The sequence below is a fragment of the Candidatus Pelagibacter sp. Uisw_136 genome (genome assembly GCF_047720275.1).
In the GTDB taxonomy this organism is placed as follows: domain Bacteria; phylum Pseudomonadota; class Alphaproteobacteria; order Pelagibacterales; family Pelagibacteraceae; genus Pelagibacter.
This window is the reverse complement of sequence record NZ_CP159812.1, coordinates 712,553-726,208: the sequence shown is the minus strand read 5'-3', so window position 1 is coordinate 726,208 and position 13,656 is coordinate 712,553. Positions and strand designations below refer to the sequence as shown.

At 31.5% G+C, this 13,656-nt stretch carries 25 protein-coding genes; all 25 read left to right on the top strand.

Annotated elements, in window-relative coordinates; translation table 11 throughout:
* Positions 1 to 11: 11 nt before the first annotated feature.
* The 25 genes from rpsL to ABXT53_RS03795 are packed head-to-tail and all read left to right on the top strand — an operon-like array spanning position 12 to position 13,618.
* Complete coding sequence (gene rpsL, locus ABXT53_RS03915) at positions 12 to 383, top strand: 30S ribosomal protein S12 (RefSeq protein WP_415277709.1); 372 nt, start codon at positions 12 to 14, stop codon at positions 381 to 383.
* Positions 384 to 385: 2 nt separating this feature from the next.
* Complete coding sequence (gene rpsG, locus ABXT53_RS03910; RefSeq protein ID WP_415289728.1) at positions 386 to 856, top strand: 30S ribosomal protein S7; 471 nt, start codon at positions 386 to 388, stop codon at positions 854 to 856.
* 6 nt (positions 857 to 862) lie between these two features.
* Positions 863 to 2,941 carry an elongation factor G gene (gene fusA / locus ABXT53_RS03905; RefSeq protein WP_415289727.1) on the top strand — a complete coding sequence of 693 codons (2,079 nt, stop codon included), beginning with the start codon at positions 863 to 865 and terminating at the stop codon, positions 2,939 to 2,941.
* A gap of 5 nt (positions 2,942 to 2,946) precedes the next feature.
* Positions 2,947 to 3,255, top strand: a complete 309-nt coding sequence (gene rpsJ / locus ABXT53_RS03900; RefSeq protein WP_415277707.1) for a 30S ribosomal protein S10 — start codon at positions 2,947 to 2,949, stop codon at positions 3,253 to 3,255.
* A gap of 2 nt (positions 3,256 to 3,257) precedes the next feature.
* Positions 3,258 to 3,968, top strand: coding sequence for a 50S ribosomal protein L3 (rplC, locus tag ABXT53_RS03895; protein WP_415289725.1), 711 nt, complete (start codon positions 3,258 to 3,260; stop codon positions 3,966 to 3,968).
* A complete protein-coding gene (rplD, locus tag ABXT53_RS03890; RefSeq protein WP_415277705.1) occupies positions 3,968 to 4,591 on the top strand; it encodes a 50S ribosomal protein L4 in 624 nt (207 codons plus the stop codon). Before rplC ends, rplD begins: the two co-directional genes overlap by 1 nt.
* A 1-nt stretch (position 4,592) precedes the next feature.
* The gene (gene rplW / locus ABXT53_RS03885) at positions 4,593 to 4,886 is read left to right on the top strand and encodes a 50S ribosomal protein L23 (protein WP_271525613.1); all 294 of its coding nucleotides are present in this window, start codon (positions 4,593 to 4,595) and stop codon (positions 4,884 to 4,886) included.
* Positions 4,887 to 4,889: 3 nt separating this feature from the next.
* Positions 4,890 to 5,735 carry a 50S ribosomal protein L2 gene (rplB, locus tag ABXT53_RS03880; protein WP_415285740.1) on the top strand — a complete coding sequence of 282 codons (846 nt, stop codon included), beginning with the start codon at positions 4,890 to 4,892 and terminating at the stop codon, positions 5,733 to 5,735.
* Entirely contained in the window at positions 5,735 to 6,028 is a 294-nt protein-coding gene (rpsS, locus tag ABXT53_RS03875) for a 30S ribosomal protein S19 (RefSeq protein ID WP_271492437.1), read from the top strand. The genes rplB and rpsS overlap by 1 nt, the downstream gene beginning before the upstream one ends.
* Before the next feature lie 2 nt (positions 6,029 to 6,030).
* Positions 6,031 to 6,429, top strand: a complete 399-nt coding sequence (rplV, locus tag ABXT53_RS03870) for a 50S ribosomal protein L22 (RefSeq protein WP_271492435.1) — start codon at positions 6,031 to 6,033, stop codon at positions 6,427 to 6,429.
* The gene (gene rpsC / locus ABXT53_RS03865) at positions 6,413 to 7,093 is read left to right on the top strand and encodes a 30S ribosomal protein S3 (protein WP_415289724.1); all 681 of its coding nucleotides are present in this window, start codon (positions 6,413 to 6,415) and stop codon (positions 7,091 to 7,093) included. The genes rplV and rpsC overlap by 17 nt, the downstream gene beginning before the upstream one ends.
* 2 nt (positions 7,094 to 7,095) lie before the next feature.
* Entirely contained in the window at positions 7,096 to 7,506 is a 411-nt protein-coding gene (gene rplP / locus ABXT53_RS03860; protein ID WP_271525610.1) for a 50S ribosomal protein L16, read from the top strand.
* 1 nt (position 7,507) lies between these two features.
* Complete coding sequence (gene rpmC, locus ABXT53_RS03855; RefSeq protein ID WP_271492428.1) at positions 7,508 to 7,699, top strand: 50S ribosomal protein L29; 192 nt, start codon at positions 7,508 to 7,510, stop codon at positions 7,697 to 7,699.
* Positions 7,692 to 7,928: a 30S ribosomal protein S17 gene (gene rpsQ, locus ABXT53_RS03850; RefSeq protein ID WP_271492425.1), complete on the top strand. Its 237-nt coding sequence runs from the start codon at positions 7,692 to 7,694 to the stop codon at positions 7,926 to 7,928. The genes rpmC and rpsQ overlap by 8 nt, the downstream gene beginning before the upstream one ends.
* Positions 7,925 to 8,293 (top strand): 50S ribosomal protein L14, encoded by a 369-nt coding sequence (gene rplN, locus ABXT53_RS03845; protein ID WP_271525609.1) that lies wholly within the window; start codon positions 7,925 to 7,927, stop codon positions 8,291 to 8,293. The genes rpsQ and rplN overlap by 4 nt, the downstream gene beginning before the upstream one ends.
* Positions 8,294 to 8,542, top strand: a complete 249-nt coding sequence (rplX, locus tag ABXT53_RS03840) for a 50S ribosomal protein L24 (protein ID WP_415289722.1) — start codon at positions 8,294 to 8,296, stop codon at positions 8,540 to 8,542. It abuts the gene before it with no gap.
* Entirely contained in the window at positions 8,542 to 9,096 is a 555-nt protein-coding gene (gene rplE / locus ABXT53_RS03835) for a 50S ribosomal protein L5 (protein WP_415289720.1), read from the top strand. The genes rplX and rplE overlap by 1 nt, the downstream gene beginning before the upstream one ends.
* Before the next feature lie 2 nt (positions 9,097 to 9,098).
* Positions 9,099 to 9,404, top strand: coding sequence for a 30S ribosomal protein S14 (gene rpsN, locus ABXT53_RS03830; RefSeq protein ID WP_415277700.1), 306 nt, complete (start codon positions 9,099 to 9,101; stop codon positions 9,402 to 9,404).
* A 10-nt stretch (positions 9,405 to 9,414) separates the two neighbouring features.
* Positions 9,415 to 9,810: a 30S ribosomal protein S8 gene (gene rpsH / locus ABXT53_RS03825; protein WP_415277699.1), complete on the top strand. Its 396-nt coding sequence runs from the start codon at positions 9,415 to 9,417 to the stop codon at positions 9,808 to 9,810.
* Positions 9,810 to 10,349 (top strand): 50S ribosomal protein L6, encoded by a 540-nt coding sequence (gene rplF, locus ABXT53_RS03820; protein WP_415289719.1) that lies wholly within the window; start codon positions 9,810 to 9,812, stop codon positions 10,347 to 10,349. The genes rpsH and rplF overlap by 1 nt, the downstream gene beginning before the upstream one ends.
* Entirely contained in the window at positions 10,349 to 10,705 is a 357-nt protein-coding gene (gene rplR, locus ABXT53_RS03815) for a 50S ribosomal protein L18 (protein ID WP_415289718.1), read from the top strand. The genes rplF and rplR overlap by 1 nt, the downstream gene beginning before the upstream one ends.
* Positions 10,706 to 10,707: 2 nt before the next feature.
* Positions 10,708 to 11,220 carry a 30S ribosomal protein S5 gene (gene rpsE / locus ABXT53_RS03810; RefSeq protein ID WP_415285429.1) on the top strand — a complete coding sequence of 171 codons (513 nt, stop codon included), beginning with the start codon at positions 10,708 to 10,710 and terminating at the stop codon, positions 11,218 to 11,220.
* A complete protein-coding gene (rplO, locus tag ABXT53_RS03805) occupies positions 11,220 to 11,681 on the top strand; it encodes a 50S ribosomal protein L15 (protein WP_415285735.1) in 462 nt (153 codons plus the stop codon). Before rpsE ends, rplO begins: the two co-directional genes overlap by 1 nt.
* 10 nt (positions 11,682 to 11,691) lie before the next feature.
* A complete protein-coding gene (gene secY / locus ABXT53_RS03800) occupies positions 11,692 to 12,972 on the top strand; it encodes a preprotein translocase subunit SecY (RefSeq protein ID WP_415289716.1) in 1,281 nt (426 codons plus the stop codon).
* A gap of 4 nt (positions 12,973 to 12,976) precedes the next feature.
* Positions 12,977 to 13,618: an adenylate kinase gene (locus ABXT53_RS03795; RefSeq protein WP_415289715.1), complete on the top strand. Its 642-nt coding sequence runs from the start codon at positions 12,977 to 12,979 to the stop codon at positions 13,616 to 13,618.
* The last annotated feature ends 38 nt before the right edge of the window (positions 13,619 to 13,656 follow it).

The following is a 13,656-nucleotide window of genomic DNA, read 5'->3' as shown; positions in this document are numbered from 1 at the left end:
TAAAAAAATTTATGCCAACTATTAACCAGTTGCTAAGAAAGAAAAGAACTAGACCGGTTGCAAGAAATAAAGTTCCTGCACTCGAAAAACAACCTCTAAAAAGAGGTGTGTGTCTTAAAGTTTATACAACAACTCCTAAAAAACCGAATTCTGCATTAAGAAAAGTTGCAAGAGTTAGACTTTCAAATGGCTTTGAAGTCACAGCTTACATCGGTGGTGAAGGGCATAATCTCCAAGAACACTCAGTAGTTTTAATTAGAGGTGGTCGTGTTAAAGATCTACCTGGTGTTCGTTATCATATTCTTAGAGGAAATTTAGATACACAAGCTGTAGCAGGTAGAAAGAAACGTAGATCTCTATATGGAACTAAAAAAGGTAAATAATTATGTCTAGAAAAAAAACACAACCAAAAAAAGTTGTCACCCCAGACCCAATATTTAAATCTACTATTATTCCTAAATTAATTAATTCTATTATGTATGATGGAAAAAAAGTTGTTGCTGAGAAAATTGTTTATGAAGCAATTGAAAAAATCAAATCAAAAACTAAAGAAGAGCCAATTAATGTTTTTAATGAAGCAATAAATAATATCAAACCTACTGTTGAAGTTAGATCTCGTAGAGTTGGTGGTGCAACGTACCAAGTTCCTGTTGAAGTTAAAAACAACCGTGCTCAAGCACTTGCTATTAGATGGTTAGTTGACGCTTCAAGAAAAAGAAAAGACAAACATATGTCTGATAAAATTTTTAACGAACTGTATGACGCGTATGAAAAAAAAGGATCAGCAGTTAAAAAAAGAGAAGATGTGCATAAAATGGCTGAGTCGAATAAGGCTTTCGCTCATTTTAGGTGGTAAAAAATTATGGCTAGAATTAATACATTAAATACATATCGTAATATTGGAATTATGGCTCATATTGATGCTGGTAAAACCACAACTACTGAAAGAATTTTGTATTATACTGGAAAAAGTCACAAAATTGGTGAAGTCCATGATGGTGCAGCAACAATGGATTGGATGGAGCAAGAACAAGAAAGAGGAATTACAATTACATCCGCTGCAACTACTTGTTTCTGGAACGATCATAGAATTAATATTATTGATACTCCTGGTCACGTAGATTTTACCATTGAAGTTGAAAGATCATTAAAAGTTTTAGATGGTGCTGTATGTGTTTTTGACGGTGTTGCTGGTGTTGAACCACAATCAGAAACAGTATGGAGACAAGCTGATAAATATAAAGTTCCAAGAATTTGTTTTGTAAATAAGTTAGATAGAACTGGTGCAGATTTTTATAGATGCGTAGATATGATTAGAGATAGACTTGGTTGCAAACCTCTGGTTATACAAGTTCCAATTGGTATGGAAGCTGATTTAGTTGGAGTTGTTGACTTAGTTAAGATGAAAGCCCAAGTTTGGAAAAATGAAGCTTTAGGTGCAGAATGGGAATACAAAGAGATTCCTGATGATTTAAAAGAGATTTCTCAAAAATATAGAACTGAGCTTGTTGAGACTGCTGTTGAACAGGATGAAAAATTAATGGAAAGCTATTTAAATGGCGAAGAAATTAAAGAAGAAGATTTAGTTAAATGCATAAGAAAAGGAACGCTAAATTTTAGTTTTGTTCCAATAACTACTGGTTCAGCATTTAAAAACAAAGGTGTTCAGCCGTTACTTGATGCAGTTATTAATTATCTCCCAAGTCCTGTTGATATCGGCTCTATTAATGGAACAAAACCTGGAACTGAAGATGTAGTTGAAATGAAATTTGATGATGGGGCTGGTTTTTCAGCTTTAGCTTTTAAAGTTGCGAACGATCCATTTGTTGGATCATTAACTTTTATAAGAATTTACTCTGGAACAATTAAAACTGGAACTGCAGTTTATAATACTTCAAAAGAAAAAGAAGAAAGAGTTGGCAGAATGCTTTTAATGCATGCAAATTCTAGAGAGGATATTAAAGAGGCAAATGCTGGTGATATCGTTGCATTAGCTGGTCTTAAATTCACAATAACTGGTCACACTTTATGTGATGAGGCTAACCCAGTTTTACTTGAGCCAATGGAGTTTCCTGAGCCAGTAATTGAAATTGCGGTAGAACCTAAAACAAAAGCTGACCAAGAAAAAATGGGTGAAGCATTAGCAAGATTAGCGAAAGAAGACCCATCATTTAGAGTGACTTCAGATGAAGAATCTGGCCAAACAATAATTAAAGGTATGGGAGAACTACACCTAGATATTATTGTTGATCGAATGAAAAGAGAATTTAATGTTGAGGCAAATATTGGAGCACCTCAGGTTGCTTACCGTGAAACTATTCAAAATGCATCTGAGTTTGAGTATACACATAAAAAACAAAGTGGTGGTGCAGGACAGTTTGCAAAAGTTAAACTTTTAGTAGAACCTCAAGAACCAGGTAAAGGTAGAGAAGTTGATAGCAAAATTAAAGGTGGATCAATTCCTAAAGAGTTTATTCCAGGTGTTGAGAAAGGTATTGAAACAATATCTGACGGTGGAATTTTAGCAGGATTTCCGATGATTGATTTCAAAGTTACAATTTTAGATGGATTACACCATGATGTTGACTCAAGTGTTCTTGCATTTGAGCTTGCTGGTAGAGCTTGCTTTAAAGAAGCTTGTACCAGAGGTGGATTGAAATTATTAGAACCAGTAATGAGAGTTGAAGTTGTAACTCCTGAAGATTACATGGGTGATGTTATTGGTGATTTAAATAGTAGAAGAGGTCAAATAAGTGAGCAAGAAAGCAGAGGAAATGCGACTGTTATAACTGCAATGGTTCCTTTAGCGAATATGTTTGGATATATAAACAGCTTAAGATCAATGTCTCAAGGAAGAGCTCAATACTCAATGTTCTTTGATCATTACTCCAAAGTCCCACAAAACGTGCAGGATGAAGTAACTAAAAAGATTGCTGGATAAATATTATGGAAAAACAAAACATTAGAATTAAATTAAGAGCTTACGACAATAAGATCTTAGACGCCTCTACCGAAGAAATTGTAAACACTGTTAAGAGGACGGGTGCCACAGTTAAAGGGCCAATACCACTACCAACTAGAATTGAAAGATATACAGTTTTAAAAGGACCACACATTGATAAAAAAAGTAGAGAGCAATTTGAAACAAGAACACATAAAAGATTAATTGATATCATTGAACCTACACCTCAAACTGTAGAGGCTTTAATGAAACTAGATTTAGCATCTGGTGTTGATGTGGAGATAAAGATTTAATTATGACTGAAATAGCTTTAGTTGGAAAAAAAATAGGTATGACAAGAGAGTTTTACCACACTGGTCGTTTAGTTCCAGTCACAGTAATTAAAATGGAAAAAGCTAGAGTTATTAGCGTGATTGAAGAAGATAAACGTGGATATAAAGCTATACAATTAGGTTTTGGCAATATTAAAAGCTCAAAGCTTACAAAAGCAATGAAGGGCATGTATGCTAAAAAAAATACTGAAGCAAAGAAAAAATTAAAAGAATTTAGAGTAAAAGATACAGAGCCATACAAAGAAGGTAATGAATTTGGTTTAGAAATTTTTAATGAAGTCAAATTTGTTGACACTACTTCAAAAACTATTGGAAAAGGTTTTGCTGGAGCGATGAAAAGACACAACTTTGGTGGTTTAAGAGCTACACACGGTGTTTCTGTATCACATAGATCTCATGGCTCAACTGGTCAAAGACAAGACCCTGGTAAAGTTTTTAAAGGAAAAAAAATGGCTGGTCATATGGGAGACAGAGTTAGGACCATGTTAAATTTAGAGATAATTAAAACTGATCTAGAAAACGAATTATTATACCTAAAAGGCTCAATACCAGGCTCTAAGAACTCTGAAGTATTAGTCAAACAATCAGTTAAAGTTATTAATAAACTAACTATTAAAGAAAAAATTGCTGCTGCTGAAGAGGCTAAAAAAACACCAGATAAAAAGAAAAGATAATGAAAATTGATAAAATAAATTTAGATGGGAAAAAAGACTCGATTGAAGTTTTGGATAAAATTTTTTCAGCAAAAATAAATAAAAAATTAGTAGATAACGTTTTATACAAAACTAATGCAAACTACAAAGGTAGACACGCTAAAACAAAACAGCAGAATGAAATTGCTGGATCTACTTCAAAGATTTATGCTCAAAAAGGAACTGGTGGTGCGCGTCATGCGAGTAGAAAAGCCCCTATATTTGTTGGTGGTGGTGTAGCGCATGGTCCAAAAGGTCAACTAGCTTATAAAAAAAGAAAACTTAACAAAAGTGAAAAAAAATTGAGCGTAGCATCACTAATTACTGAAAAGAATAAACTTAATAATTTATTAATCTTTAGTGATTTTGCTACTGAAATAAAAAAAACTAAAGAAATGCACTCAATCATCAAAAAATTTGATTTAACTCATTCATTAATAATTCTAGATAAGATTTCAAAAGATAAAGTCGAAAAATCAATGAGAAACATACCCAACGTTAAAGTTACTGACGTAAATCACTTTAGTGCCTTTGATATTATTAAATTTAAAAAAGTTGTGTTTACTGAAAGTTCAATAAAAGAACTAGAAAAGAGATATTCTTAAAATGGATAAGATACATTTATACGATAAAATTTTATCACCAATGCTAACTGAAAAGACTACAAATCTTTCTGAGCAAAATAAAATTGTATTTAAAGTTCCAAGAGAAGCTAACAAAACTAATTTAAAAAAAAATATTGAAAAAATTTTTAAAGTAAATGTTATTAAAATTAACATAATCAATAAGCAAAACAGAAAAGTTGTTAAACGAGGGAAAAAAGTAAATATTCAAGGATATAAAAAAGCAATTATAACTCTAAAAAAAGGTCAAAGTATCGATCTAACAACAGGAATTTAAATAATGGCATTAAAAACATTTAAACCATATACAAAATCTACTAGAGGAACTGTTCTTGTTGATAGAACGGGTCTATGGAAGGGCAAACCTTTTAAAATGCTTGTTGAGCCTAAAAATTCAATGCGTGGAAGAAATAACAATGGTCATATCACTTCTAGAAATATGTCAGGTGGTGGTCATAAGAAAATGTATAGACTTGTAGATTTTTATAGAAAAAAATTTGATGTACCTGGTACAGTTGAGCGTATCGAGTATGACCCAAACAGATCATGTTATATTATGTTAATTAAGTTTGAAGATGGAACACATTTTTACTATTTAGCACCTCAAAAAATTAACGTTGGTGATGTTGTTGAAAATGGCCCTGCAAAAGAAATTAAAGTTGGGAATTGTATGCCGTTAAGAGACATTCCAGTTGGTGTAAACGTGCATAACGTTGAATTACAACCAGGTGGTGGTGGAAAAATAGCCAGATCTGCTGGTACTTCTGTTACTATAAGTGGTTTGGATGGTAATTATTCATTAGTTAAAATGACCTCTGGTGAAGTTAGAAGAATAGATTCTAGATGTATGGCAACAATCGGTGTTTTATCAAATCCAGATCAAAAAAATATTAAAATTGGTAAAGCTGGAAGATCAAGATGGTTAGGCAGAAGACCTCACACAAGAGGAGTTGTGATGAATCCAGTTGATCACCCACATGGTGGAGGTGAAGGTAAGAGTGCTGGTGGTAGACATCCAGTATCTCCGACAGGCCAAGGTGCAAAAGGATTAAAAACAAGAACAAACGCAAGAACAGATAAGTTTATAGTTAAAAGAAGAAATAAAAGAAAGGATACTAAAAAATAATGGCTAGATCAGTATGGAAAGGTCCTTTTGTTGAAGAGAGCTTGATTAAAAAGGTTGAAAAACAAAAATTAGATCCCAAAAAAATGCCAATTAAAACTTGGTCAAGAAAATCAACTATAATTCCTGAATTTATTGGTGTTAGTTTTTTGATTTATAATGGAAAAAAATTTATACCCGTTACCATTTCTGAAGATATGGTTGGACACAAACTTGGTGAGTTTTCACCAACAAGAACATTTTTTGGACATACGCCTGCAGATAAAAAGGCAAAACCAGCAACAGCTAAGAAATAACTATGAATAAGAAAAAGAAAATTAATAGAATTAAAGTTGATACTGTTAGATCAGTAAATAATAATATTAGATCTAGTGTGAGAAAACTTAACCCAATTCTTAAGGCAATTGTTGGAAAAAAAGTTGATGTTGCTATTAGAGAATTACAATTTTCTGCAAAAAGAATAACTAGAGAGATCAGAAAAACAGTTTCATCAGCTATTGCTAATGCTGAAAATAATAATCAATATGATATTGATAAATTGATTGTTAAAGAAGCTTATTGTGGAAAAAAAGTTGTTATGAAAAGATTTAGACCTAGAGCAAAAGGTAGAGCTGCACCAATTTTAAAACCATATTCAACAATTACAATTATATTATCAGAAGCAAAACAAATGGAGAGTCATGGGACAAAAAGTTAATCCAATAGGTTTTAGACTTGGTGTGAATAGAGGTTGGGACTCTGTTTGGTATGCTAAAAAGAAAGATTTTGGAAATTATTTAATTGAAGATTTTAAAATTAGAGCTTACATCAAGAAAAATGTAGTTAACTCTGGTGTATCAAAAGTAATGATAGAGAGAACTTCAAATAAATGTTTTGTTACAATTTACACTTCAAGACCAGGGTTTGTTATTGGTAAAAAAGGTAGCGATATTGATAAAATTAAAAACAATTTATCTAAATTTACAAGCAACGAAGTATCTTTAAATATTAAAGAAGTTAAAAAACCTGAAACTAATGCCTTTTTAGTAGCTGAAAACATCGCACAACAGCTAGTAAAAAGAATATCATACAGAAGAGCAATGAAGAGAGCCATGCAGTCTTGTATGAGATTAGGTGCCAAGGGAATTAAGGTTGCAATAAGCGGTAGACTTGGTGGTAACGAAATCGCAAGAACAGAGTGGTTGAGAGAAGGTAGTATTCCTGCTCACACATTAAGAGCAGATATTGATTATGATGAAGCAGAGGCTTTAACAACATTTGGAATTATTGGAATTAAAGTTTGGATTTTTAAAGGTGAAGTTTTTGCAAGAGAATTTAGCCAGGAAACAAATAAAGTTAAACCTAAAGAGGCTAAAGAGTAATTATGTTACAGCCAGTAAGAACGAAATATAGAAAAGCTCATAAAGGCAGAATTCATGGCACAGCTACACGTGCTGCAAAGATTAACTATGGATCTTTTGCTTTAAAAGCTATGGCTCCTGAAAGAATTATTGGTAAACAAATCGAAGCTGCTAGGGTCGCTTTAACCAGACACATGAAAAGACAAGGACGTGTTTGGACTAGAATTTTTCCAAATATTCCTGTTTCAAAAAAACCTGTTGAAGTAAGAATGGGTAAAGGTAAAGGTGCTCCTGAATATTGGGCATGTAGAGTTAAACCTGGTAGAATTTTGTTCGAAATTGATGGTGTTTCAGAAGCAATTGCAAAAGAAGCTCTTTATAAAGCGTCTGCTAAATTACCTATTAAAACTAAGTTTATAAAAAGATTTGCATAATATGAAAAAACAAGAAATTAAAAAATTATCTAAAGACGAAGTTTTAAAAAACATAGATAAATTGAAAAAAGATTTATTTAATTTTAGATTTCAAAGAATTAATTCTGAAATTAAAGACCCATCAAAAATTGGACAAACAAAAAAAACGATAGCAAGGTTAAAAACCATACTAAAAGGAAAATTAAATGCCTAAAAAAATATTAACTGGAGTAGTTACTAGTGATAAGCCTAATAAAACTATTACTGTAGCGGTAGAGAGAAAATATTCACATCCTGTGCTAAAAAAAGTTGTTAAAGTTCAAAAAAAATACAATGCGCACGATGAAAATAATAAATTCAAAACTGGAGATAAGGTTTCGATTATTGAATGTAAACCGTTTTCAAAAAATAAAAAATTTCAAGTAATGGATGGTTCTAAATGATACAGGTACAAACTGAAATGTTAGTTGCTGACAATACTGGTGCAAAAAGAATTGAATGTATTAAGGTTCTTGGTGGATCAAAACGTAGATATGCTAGTATTGGTGACACGATCGTTGTTGCTGTAAAAGAAGCAATACCAAAGGGTAAAGTAAAAAAAGGTTCTGTCCACAAAGCAGTTGTAGTTCGGGTTAAATATGGAATTCATAGAGATGATGGTTCAAAGGTTAAATTTGATAACAATGCAGCAGTGTTGGTTGATGATAAAGGTGAACCAGTTGGAACTAGAATTTTTGGACCTGTTACAAGAGAATTAAGAAGTAGAGGTCAAATGAAAATAATTTCATTAGCCCCAGAGGTATTATAAATGATTAAAAAAGGTTCTAAGGTAAAAGTATTAACTGGAAGAGATAAAAAAAAAGAAGGTGAAGTTATTGAAATAGACAGACCGAACAACAGGGCAAAAGTTCAAGGGATTAATATTGTGAAAAAGCATGTAAAGACTACAAAAGAAAAAAAAGGTGGAATTATTTCTAAAGAAAGTTTTATTCATATTTCAAACCTTGCACTTATTGATGCAAAAGAAAAAATAAAAAAAACTGAGGCTAAAAAATAATGACACCAAGATTAAAAGAGCTTTATTATAAAGAAATTCAACCTGCGCTTAAGGAGCAGTTAGGATTTAAAAATACCTTTCAGGGACCAAAAGTACTTAAAGTTGTAATTAATATGGGCTTAGGTTTAGATGGTGCTGACGCTAAGATTATGAAATCTACTGAAGAGGATCTGGGAAAAATTACAGGACAAAAACCTACAGTTACAAAATTTAAGAAATCTGTTGCCAATTTTAAAACAAGAAAAGGTACCAATGCAGGTCTAAAAGTTACTTTAAGAGGTAATAAGATGTATGAATTTATTGATAGATTAGTTAACATTGCGCTACCTAGAATTAAAGATTTCAGAGGCCTATCACCTAAAGGTTTTGATAAATTTGGTAATTACACTTTTGGAATCAAAGAGCATATTATTTTTCCTGAAGTTAATTTTGACAGAATAGACAAAATTAGAGGTCTTGATGTGGTGGTTGTAATTGCTGCTATGAACAAAGATCACAGTTTTGCACTTTTGGAAAAATTAAATTTTCCATTTATTAAAAAAGGAGATAATTAAAAATGGCTAAAGTAAGTGCAGTTCAAAAAAATGATAAAAGGATTAAACTTTCAGATAGATTGTTTAAAAAAAGATCAGCTTTAAAAAAAATTATTATGGATAAGAAAATTTCTCTTGAAGAAAGGTTTAAAGCACAACAAAAATTATCTAATTTACCTAGAAATTCAGCCAAAAATAGAGTGATGAATAGATGCCAAATTACTGGAAGACCACATGGTGTTTACAGAAAATTAAAAATATCAAGAATAGCCTTAAGAGACTTAGGATTGCATGGATTAATTCCAGGTATGACGAAGGCGAGCTGGTAGAAAGGAATATATGAGTTTAAGTGACCCAATTGGGGATATGATCGCAAGAATAAAAAATGCTTTAGTGAGAAATCACAAAAAAGTTACACTGCCTTCTTCTAACTTTAAAGTAAAAATTGCAGATATATTAAAAAATGAAGGTTTTATTAAAGAATATAAAATTGATACTGAAGATAAAAAACCAGTTTTATCTATAGATCTAAAATATTATTCAGGAAATCCCGTTATTAGTACATTTGAAAGAGTATCAAAGCCAGGAAGAAGAATTTTTTCAAGTGCTGACAGTTTACCGAAAATTAATGGTGGGCTTGGTGTGGCAATAGTTTCTACTCCAAAAGGTGTGATGACTGATGTTGATGCTAGAAAGCAAAAAGTTGGTGGCGAAATAATTTGTAAGGTATTTTAATGTCTAAAATTGGTAAAATAAGTATTTCTATTCCTGAAAAAGTTAAAGCAGTGCTATCCGGTAGTGTGCTTAATATCGAAGGACCATTAGGAAAAAAATCTCTTAACGTTGATTTAGAAATGTTTAATGTTGATATTACCGAAGGAAAAGAAATATCAATCAAACCAAAAAAAGTTGACCAAAATTCAAAAAGACTATGGGGAATGAATAGAAGTTTAATAAACAACGCTGTTATTGGCTCTAGCACTGGATATGAAAAAATATTAGAGTTAGTTGGTGTTGGTTATAGAGCTGCGCTAAAAGAAAAACAATTAAATCTACAGCTTGGTTATAGTCATGATATAAATTTTGATATACCAGAGGGTATTAAGATCGTTGTTGAAAAACAAACAACTGTTAAAGTTAGTGGATCTGACAAACAACAAGTTGGTATGGTTTGTTCTGTGATTAAATCTTTTAGAAAACCTGAACCATATAAAGGTAAAGGGATTAGAGAAAAAGGACAGTATATATTAAGAAAAGAAGGAAAGAAAAAATAATGAAATTAAATGCAATTGAAAGAAAAAAGTTCAGAGTAACCAATAAAGTAAAAAAGGTTTCTCCTCCTGATAGATTAAGATTAAGTATTTCAAGATCTTCAAAAAATATATCTGCTCAAATAATTGATGATGTAAAAAATATCACTCTAGTTTCTTCCTCTTCAATTGAAAAAGATATTAAAGCTATGAGCAAAGTTAATAAAACAGATATTTCTAAAATTGTTGCTGAAAAATTAGCTAAAAAAGCTGTAGAAAAAAAGATAACAAAAATCTATTTTGATAGAGGTGTTTATAAATATCACGGTAGAGTTAAGGCATTTGCTGAAACGTTACGTAAAAATGGAATGGAATTTTAATTATGGACTTTAAAAAAAAAATTGACGATGGAATTTTAGAAAAACTAGTTCACATTAATAGAATTACTAAAGTTGTAAAAGGTGGACGTAGATTTGGTTTTTCAGCACTAGTTGTTGTAGGAAATCAAGCAGGTAAAATTGGTATAGCTCATGCTAAAGCTAAACAAGTTCCAGATGCAATTAAAAAAGCAAATGAAACTGCTAGAAGAAAATTAATTCATATACCTTTAAGAGAGGGTAGAACTATACACCATGATGTTTACGGTAAAGATGGAGCAGGTAAGATTATTTTAAGATCAGCTCCAAAAGGAACTGGTATCATTGCTGGTGGTCCTGTGAGAGCTGTTTGTGAAGTTTTAGGAATTAAGGATATAGTTGCTAAATCGATGGGCACATCAAACCCGCACAACATGATAAGAGCTACAATGAAGGCTCTTTCAAAACAAAATTCACCAAAACATATAGCAACAATTAGAAATAAAAAAATTTCTGACGTAATTGAAAAAAGAGGATAATGAGCACATTAAATACTACTGGAAAAGTTTTATACAAAAAAAAAATGAGAGTTGGTAGAGGTATCGGTTCTGGAAAGGGTAAAACTTCTGGAAGAGGAGTTAAGGGTCAAAAATCTAGATCTGGTGTTGCCATCAAAGCTTTTGAAGGTGGTCAAATGCCTTTATACAGAAGATTACCTAAAAGAGGCTTTAATGCGATTAAGAGATATCAGGCTGTTATAGCAATAATGAATTTAGAAAAAATTCAATCGTACATTGATGAAAAAACTATTAATTCAAGCGATGTAATAAACATGGCTTTGCTTATAAAATTGAAATTAATTAACAAGAATTCTCAAAAATTAAAAATACTAGGCACAGGTGACATTAAAGACAAAGTTAGCATTGAAGCTGATCTAATATCAAAAGCTGCTGTAGTTAAATTAGAAAAAGCTGGCGGCACAATACAATTAAAAAAATAATTAAGATATTATGAGTGCATCTTCTCAAACTAATGATCTTAAAAATCGAATAATCTTTACAATTTTTATCCTAGCAGTTTATAGATTTGGTACTTTTGTGCCAATTCCAGGTATTGACCCTGAACAATTACAGACAATGATGAGTGGTAATCAAAAAGGATTACTTGGAATGTTTAACGTTTTTTCAGGTGGAGCTGTGAGTAGAATGGCTATATTTGCACTTGGGATTATGCCATATATTTCATCATCAATTATAGTTCAGTTGTTAACTGGCGTTTCTGATTATTTTAAAAATTTAAAGGCACAGGGTGAAACTGGAAGAGCAAAAATCACTCAGATCACAAGATATGGAACAGTTGTTCTTGCTACTGTTCAGGGTTATGGATTGTCTATAGGTTTACAGTCTTCTCCTGACTTAGTTATTAATCCAGGATCATTTTTTACCATAACAGCAGTCTCAACCATTGTTGCTGGTACAATGTTTTTAATGTGGCTTGGTGAACAAATAACACAAAGAGGTATTGGTAATGGTATTTCATTGATTATTTTTGCTGGTATTGTTGCTGAAATTCCACGTGCTTTAGTTACTACATTTGAACTGGGTAGAACTGGTGCAGTTTCTACAATTATGATTATTGGAATTTTTGTATTATTAATTGCAACAATAATGTTCATTGTATTTATGGAAAGAGCATTAAGAAAAATTCTTATCAATTACCCAAAAAGACAAATGGGAAATAAAATGTATGGTGGCGAGTCTTCTCATTTACCCTTAAAAATTAACCAAGCCGGTGTTATTCCAGCAATTTTTGCATCAGCTTTATTATTATTACCCGTAACTTTTTCTAATTTTAGTTTTTCAGACAATGACACATTTTTAAACTTAAGTTCATACTTTACACAGGGGCAACCTCTTTACATGTTGCTTTATGCTTCAGGAATAATATTTTTTACTTTTTTCTATACATCGATAACATTTAATCCAACTGAGACTGCTGATAATTTAAGAAAATATGGTGGCTTTGTTCCTGGGATTAGACCGGGTGAAAACACTGCTTTGTATATTGATAAAATTGTAACAAAACTAACAACAATTGGAGCTCTGTATTTAACATTAGTTTGTTTAATGCCAGAATTTTTAATTGCTAATTATCCAATACCTTTTTACTTAGGTGGAACTTCTATTTTAATTGTTGTTGTAGTTGCAATTGATACTGTTACACAAATCCAAACTAGATTGATGAGCTCTCAATATGAGCAATTAGTTAAAAAAACTAAATTCGGAAAATAACTAAGTGAATATAATTCTTTTTGGTCCTCCAGGTGCAGGAAAGGGAACTCAAGCTCAATCTATTGTTAAAAAACATAATTACTTTCAATTATCAACAGGAAACTTATTAAGAGATGAGGTTAAATCTAAAACTGAACTTGGAGCTGATATTGAAAAGTTGATATCTAATGGAAAATTCGTTTCAGATGAAATTGTAAATACCTTATTGAGACAATCTTTAACTAATTTGAAATATAGAGACAGAATTATTTTTGACGGATATCCAAGAAATGTTGAGCAAGCTACTAACTTGGAAATTTTATTAAAAGAGTTTAATCAAACAATAGGTCACACTATATTTTTAAATGTCTCAAGAGACATCATTGAAAAGCGTATTATGGGCAGAATGACCTGTGAAAAATGTAATATGACGTTAAATGAATATTTTAATAAAGACCAAATAGAGCTTCATCCGTGCGGTCCTGAACATTTAAAAAAAAGAGAAGATGATAATCTTGATGTTGTTATCTCTAGATATGACACTTACATGTCATCTACAAAGCCGGTTTTAGATTTCTATTCAAAAAATTCAAATTTCAGTGAAATCGATGGTGCGGGTGAAATTGATCAAATAACCAATAAAATCAATGAAATTCTTAATGTTTAAGACGTTGACTTTGAAACATCTTCTTATATAAAAGGCTA

Bases quoted from the DNA above. Each gene is read 5' to 3' on its own strand.
- rpsL (WP_415277709.1), top strand. From the start codon at position 12: ATGCCAACTATTAACCAGTTGCTAAGAAAGAAAAGAACTAGACCGGTT.
- rpsG (WP_415289728.1), top strand. From the start codon at position 386: ATGTCTAGAAAAAAAACACAACCAAAAAAAGTTGTCACCCCAGACCCA.
- fusA (WP_415289727.1), top strand. From the start codon at position 863: ATGGCTAGAATTAATACATTAAATACATATCGTAATATTGGAATTATG.
- rpsJ (WP_415277707.1), top strand. From the start codon at position 2,947: ATGGAAAAACAAAACATTAGAATTAAATTAAGAGCTTACGACAATAAG.
- rplC (WP_415289725.1), top strand. From the start codon at position 3,258: ATGACTGAAATAGCTTTAGTTGGAAAAAAAATAGGTATGACAAGAGAG.
- rplD (WP_415277705.1), top strand. From the start codon at position 3,968: ATGAAAATTGATAAAATAAATTTAGATGGGAAAAAAGACTCGATTGAA.
- rplW (WP_271525613.1), top strand. From the start codon at position 4,593: ATGGATAAGATACATTTATACGATAAAATTTTATCACCAATGCTAACT.
- rplB (WP_415285740.1), top strand. From the start codon at position 4,890: ATGGCATTAAAAACATTTAAACCATATACAAAATCTACTAGAGGAACT.
- rpsS (WP_271492437.1), top strand. From the start codon at position 5,735: ATGGCTAGATCAGTATGGAAAGGTCCTTTTGTTGAAGAGAGCTTGATT.
- rplV (WP_271492435.1), top strand. From the start codon at position 6,031: ATGAATAAGAAAAAGAAAATTAATAGAATTAAAGTTGATACTGTTAGA.
- rpsC (WP_415289724.1), top strand. From the start codon at position 6,413: ATGGGACAAAAAGTTAATCCAATAGGTTTTAGACTTGGTGTGAATAGA.
- rplP (WP_271525610.1), top strand. From the start codon at position 7,096: ATGTTACAGCCAGTAAGAACGAAATATAGAAAAGCTCATAAAGGCAGA.
- rpmC (WP_271492428.1), top strand. From the start codon at position 7,508: ATGAAAAAACAAGAAATTAAAAAATTATCTAAAGACGAAGTTTTAAAA.
- rpsQ (WP_271492425.1), top strand. From the start codon at position 7,692: ATGCCTAAAAAAATATTAACTGGAGTAGTTACTAGTGATAAGCCTAAT.
- rplN (WP_271525609.1), top strand. From the start codon at position 7,925: ATGATACAGGTACAAACTGAAATGTTAGTTGCTGACAATACTGGTGCA.
- rplX (WP_415289722.1), top strand. From the start codon at position 8,294: ATGATTAAAAAAGGTTCTAAGGTAAAAGTATTAACTGGAAGAGATAAA.
- rplE (WP_415289720.1), top strand. From the start codon at position 8,542: ATGACACCAAGATTAAAAGAGCTTTATTATAAAGAAATTCAACCTGCG.
- rpsN (WP_415277700.1), top strand. From the start codon at position 9,099: ATGGCTAAAGTAAGTGCAGTTCAAAAAAATGATAAAAGGATTAAACTT.
- rpsH (WP_415277699.1), top strand. From the start codon at position 9,415: ATGAGTTTAAGTGACCCAATTGGGGATATGATCGCAAGAATAAAAAAT.
- rplF (WP_415289719.1), top strand. From the start codon at position 9,810: ATGTCTAAAATTGGTAAAATAAGTATTTCTATTCCTGAAAAAGTTAAA.
- rplR (WP_415289718.1), top strand. From the start codon at position 10,349: ATGAAATTAAATGCAATTGAAAGAAAAAAGTTCAGAGTAACCAATAAA.
- rpsE (WP_415285429.1), top strand. From the start codon at position 10,708: ATGGACTTTAAAAAAAAAATTGACGATGGAATTTTAGAAAAACTAGTT.
- rplO (WP_415285735.1), top strand. From the start codon at position 11,220: ATGAGCACATTAAATACTACTGGAAAAGTTTTATACAAAAAAAAAATG.
- secY (WP_415289716.1), top strand. From the start codon at position 11,692: ATGAGTGCATCTTCTCAAACTAATGATCTTAAAAATCGAATAATCTTT.